This is a genomic window from Corynebacterium sp. (assembly GCF_012838985.1).
GTDB lineage: Bacteria > Actinomycetota > Actinomycetes > Mycobacteriales > Mycobacteriaceae > Corynebacterium.
This window is the reverse complement of record NZ_DUOE01000011.1, coordinates 1-4,205: the sequence shown is the minus strand read 5'-3', so window position 1 is coordinate 4,205 and position 4,205 is coordinate 1. Positions and strand designations below refer to the sequence as shown.

The following is a 4,205-nucleotide window of genomic DNA, read 5'->3' as shown; positions in this document are numbered from 1 at the left end:
GATGTGCGCGTGCAGAGCCAGCGCCTCAGTCAGGGTGGACTTACCGGCATCGGGGTGGGCGATGACGGCGAACGTGCGACGGCGGGCGGCTTCGGCGGTGGTGCTCATAGTTACTTGAGCGTAGTCGCTGCCCCACCCCCAGGTCACACCGAGTGCGGGCCCCGGGACGATTCCTGCGGTAAGATTGTTTGCGTTTGTGTCAACAATATTGGGGAGTTACCCACATGAAGATCGGAATCATCATCGGATCCATCCGCGACGGCCGCTTCGGCGAGGGGGTGGCCCGGTGGGTCGCCGAGCACGCCGGCCAGCGTGAGGGCGTCACCTACGAGGTCCTCGACCTCAAGGAGTTCGACGTCCCGCTCATGACCACCCCCACCGTCCCGGGTGCCGCCAACAAGCAGTACGAGGATGAGCGCGTCACCGCCTGGTCCCAGGCTGTCGACGCCTGCGACGGCTACGTCTTCGTCACCCCGGAGTACAACCACGGCGTCCCCGGCCCGATGAAGAACGCCTACGACTCCCTGGGCCGCGAGTGGTACGGCAAGCCGGTCGGCTTCGTCGGCTACGGTGCCGCCGAGGGCGTGCGCGCGGTCGAGAGCTGGCGCCAGATCATCGGCAACTTCCAGCAGTACGACGTGCGCAACCAGGTGTACATCTCCACCTTCACCGACGTGCAGGACGGTGCGTTCACCCCGCAGGAGCGCCGCCTCGGCGAGCTGGAGACCATGCTCGGTGACCTGGAGACCCTGGTCACCCAGCTGAACAAGTAGCGTCACGGCCCGGACCACGAGGGTATTCGAGCCGGGGCATCAATCGAGTGCTGCGTCGGCGTCACCCGATGAATGTCCCGGCTCGAATACCCCCTTGTCGGGAGAGGGCCGCATTCACCGCGCGTGGATGACGTTCTGCGCCCTGCCCAGCCCCTGCTCGACGATGAGCGCAGCAGCCTCGGCCGCCAGCGCCACATTCTCCCCGCCGTCGACCGGCCCCAGCACGTGGTCGGTCACCGACACACCCTGCGGCGGGCGGGCGATGCCGATGCGTACGCGCAGGTAGTCGCGGGTGCCCAGGTGCTCGGTCATCGACTTCAGGCCGTTGTGGCCGTTCTCGTTGCCGCCCTTCTTCACCCGCACGGTGCCCACCGGCAGGTCGAGTTCATCGTGGACGGCGATGATCCGCTCCGCCGGCACCCCGAGCTTCTCCGCGAGCGGCGCGACGGCCTCGCCGGACAGGTTCATGTAGGTCGTCGAACGCAGCACCAGCACGTCCTGCCCGCCGATCATCGTCTTCGCGTGCAGCGCCTTCGTGCCGGGGAGGGGGAGGAGCGGGGTGTCGTCGAGAAGCTCGTCGACGGCCATGTAGCCCACGTTGTGGCGCGTGGCGGCGTACTTCGCGCCCGGGTTGCCCAGACCGAGGATGATCCAGTCGGCGCTCAGGGCCGGGGTCGTCTGCTTGCGGCGGAAGAGGTCGAAGATCTTGAACACGCCCGTTAGTCTCTCACACATGGACATCCCGCAGATCATCGTCGCACCCATGGCGGGCGGCCCCTCCTCGCCCGCGCTCGTCGACGCCGCCGCAGCCGCCGGCTCCCTCGGTTTCCTCGCGCCGGGTGGTGCTCCCGCCGCGCTCCTGGAGGAGCAGATGGCACAGGTCACGGGGCCCTACGCCGTGAATCTGTTCACGCGGCAGGCGCCCTTCGACTCGCTTGCCGACGTCCACCGCATCGCCGGCGACCGCCCCCTGCCGGAGGTCGACCTGAGCAACGACTTCGACGCCAAGTTCGCCGCCGTGCTCGCCGCGGAGCGCCCGCCGGTGGTCGTCTCCGCGACGTTCGGCCCCTTTTCGCGGGAGGAAAACGACGCGCTGCACGCCCGGGGTATTCATTCGTGGGCCACAGTGACAAATCCCACTGACGCGGTGAGCGCCGTGGAGGCGGGCGCGGATGCGCTCGTCGTCCAGGGGCCGGATGCCGGCGGGCACCGTTCGACGTGGACGGTCCCGGAAGAACCGGACACCCGGCCGCTGCCCGATCTGGTCCGGTCCGTGGCTGCGGTTGTCGACGTCCCGCTCATCGCCGCGGGCGGCATCCGCGACGCGGAGGATGTCGCCGCAGCCCTGGCGCTGCCGGGCGTCGTGGCCGTGTCCTGCGGTTCTGCGTTCCTGTTGGCCGATGAGGCCGGTACCTCGCCGCTCAACCGTGAACTTCTCGCCGCCGGGGGACGCAGCGTGGCCAGCCGCGCCTTCAGCGGCCGCGTCGCCCGGGGCCTCGAAACGGACTTCACCCGGAACAACCCGGACATCCCGCCGATCTACCCCTACCTCGTGCCGCTGCAGGCCGCGGAGCGGCAGGAACGGCCGCGGGAGCTCGCGTACTGTCTCGTCGGGGTGGGCGTCGAGAAGCTCGGGAGTGGTCCCGCCGCGGAGATTATCGCCCGACTCGCGCCTGAACAGGCGATTTCGCGCTAGAGTCGTGGGGACGTTTCCCTTTACTTTCGGAGGTAAAAAGCAGTGACCGCCAACGCGCAGCCTGAGCACAACAACTGGAACGAGAAGATCGCCCTCGCTCAGGAGATGCTGCCGCTGATCGGCCAGCTCCACCGCAACAACGACGTGGTCGTCTCGATCTTCGGACGACTGCTCGTCGGAGCGACGGACATCGACATCATCAAGGCGCACCGTTACGCGCGCCGCGTCGCCGACCGTGAGATGGAACTCGATCAGACCCTCCCGGTCCTGCGCGAGCTCGTCGACATGGACCTGGGCACCTCCTCCATCGACCTGGGCCGCCTGGCCACCGGCTTCGAGAAGTCCGGCGGCACCGACCTGCGCGCCTACCTGGACGAGCAGCTCGCCGAGATCGTCGGCACCGGCTCCGAGACCGAGCCGCGCGACGTCGTCCTCTACGGCTTCGGCCGCATCGGACGCCTCCTGGCCCGCATCCTCATCGCCCGTGAGGCCACCTACGGTGGTGTCCGCCTCCGCGCGGTGGTGGTACGCAAGAACTCCGAGGACGACCTGGCCAAGCGCGCCTCCCTCCTGCGCCGCGACTCCGTCCACGGCGCCTTCGACGGCACGATCACCGTCGACAAGGAGAACAACGTCATCTGGGCCAACGGCACCAAGATCCAGGTCATCTACTCCAACTCCCCGGCCGAGGTCGACTACACCTCCTACGGCATCAACGACGCCATCGTCGTCGACAACACCGGCATCTGGCGCGACCAGGAGGGGCTGTCCCAGCACCTGAAGTCCAAGGGTGTCTCCCGCGTCGTCCTCACTGCACCGGGCAAGGGTGACCTGCCGAACATCGTCTACGGCATCAACCACGACATGATCGGTGACAACGAGATCATCACCGCCGCGTCCTGCACCACCAACGGCATCACCCCGGTCCTGAAGGTCATCAACGACCGCTACGGCGTCGAGCACGGTCACGTCGAGACCGTCCACTCCTTCACCAACGACCAGAACCTCATCGACAACTTCCACAAGGGCACCCGCCGTGGCCGCGCCGCCACCCTCAACATGGTCCTCACCGAGACCGGTGCCGCCAAGGCCGTCTCCAAGGCCCTGCCGGAGTTCGAGGGCAAGCTCACCGGTAACGCCATCCGCGTCCCCACCCCGAACGTCTCCATGGCCGTGCTCAACCTGACCCTGGAGAAGGAGGTCGACCGCGAGGAGGTCAACAACTTCCTGCGCAAGGTCTCCCTGCACTCCGACCTGCGTCAGCAGATCTCCTACATCAACTCCCCGGAGGTCGTGTCCACCGACTTCGTCGGCACCACCCACGCCGGCATCGTCGACGGCCTGGCCACCATCGCCTCCGGCCGCCACCTGGTGCTCTACGTCTGGTACGACAACGAGTTCGGCTACTCCAACCAGGTCATCCGCATCGTCGAGGAGGTCGCCGGCGCCCGCCCGCAGATCTACCCGCGCCGCCTCGAGGCCACTGAGCTGAAGTAGCTCTTCTAGGATCAGCTTCAAGCTGGCTCAGTGATTGGCCCGGTACTCCGCGTGGAGAACCGGGCCGTGTCTTCGACGACAGCGCAGGTTTCAGGGAACAGCTCACACTCGCCCGTCGCTGGCCACGGCAATCATGGCCAGGAGCAGGTGCTGCCCGATCTGACAGGCACCTACGCTGACCCAGTCAGCTGCTGACTGGGACGTTGACTTGAGGATCTGTGTTTCCCGGCGCATGTGGT

The 4,205-nt window shown here is 67.3% G+C and carries 5 protein-coding genes; 3 read left to right on the top strand and 2 right to left on the bottom strand.

What is annotated here, in order from left to right; genetic code table 11:
- Positions 1–108, bottom strand: a 108-nt coding sequence (locus GXZ33_RS00580) for a GTP-binding protein (RefSeq protein WP_291338927.1), incomplete at its 3' end; no start/stop codon positions are given.
- 116 nt (positions 109–224) lie between these two features.
- Here GXZ33_RS00580 and GXZ33_RS00575 point away from each other — a divergent pair.
- Entirely contained in the window at positions 225–773 is a 549-nt protein-coding gene (locus GXZ33_RS00575) for an NAD(P)H-dependent oxidoreductase (RefSeq protein ID WP_291338926.1), read from the top strand.
- A 114-nt stretch (positions 774–887) separates the two neighbouring features.
- Here GXZ33_RS00575 and pth read toward each other — a convergent pair whose 3' ends face one another.
- Entirely contained in the window at positions 888–1,487 is a 600-nt protein-coding gene (gene pth, locus GXZ33_RS00570) for an aminoacyl-tRNA hydrolase (protein WP_291338925.1), read from the bottom strand.
- A gap of 19 nt (positions 1,488–1,506) precedes the next feature.
- On the opposite strand from pth, the gene GXZ33_RS00565 reads away from it, so the two are divergent.
- Positions 1,507–2,469 (top strand): nitronate monooxygenase, encoded by a 963-nt coding sequence (locus tag GXZ33_RS00565; protein WP_291338924.1) that lies wholly within the window; start codon positions 1,507–1,509, stop codon positions 2,467–2,469.
- A gap of 42 nt (positions 2,470–2,511) precedes the next feature.
- Positions 2,512–3,966, top strand: coding sequence for a glyceraldehyde-3-phosphate dehydrogenase (locus GXZ33_RS00560; RefSeq protein WP_291338923.1), 1,455 nt, complete (start codon positions 2,512–2,514; stop codon positions 3,964–3,966).
- Positions 3,967–4,205: the final 239 nt, after the last annotated feature.

Coding starts and splice junctions, on each gene's coding strand:
- GXZ33_RS00575 (WP_291338926.1), top strand. CDS start 225: ATGAAGATCGGAATCATCATCGGATCCATCCGCGACGGCCGCTTCGGC.
- GXZ33_RS00565 (WP_291338924.1), top strand. CDS start 1,507: ATGGACATCCCGCAGATCATCGTCGCACCCATGGCGGGCGGCCCCTCC.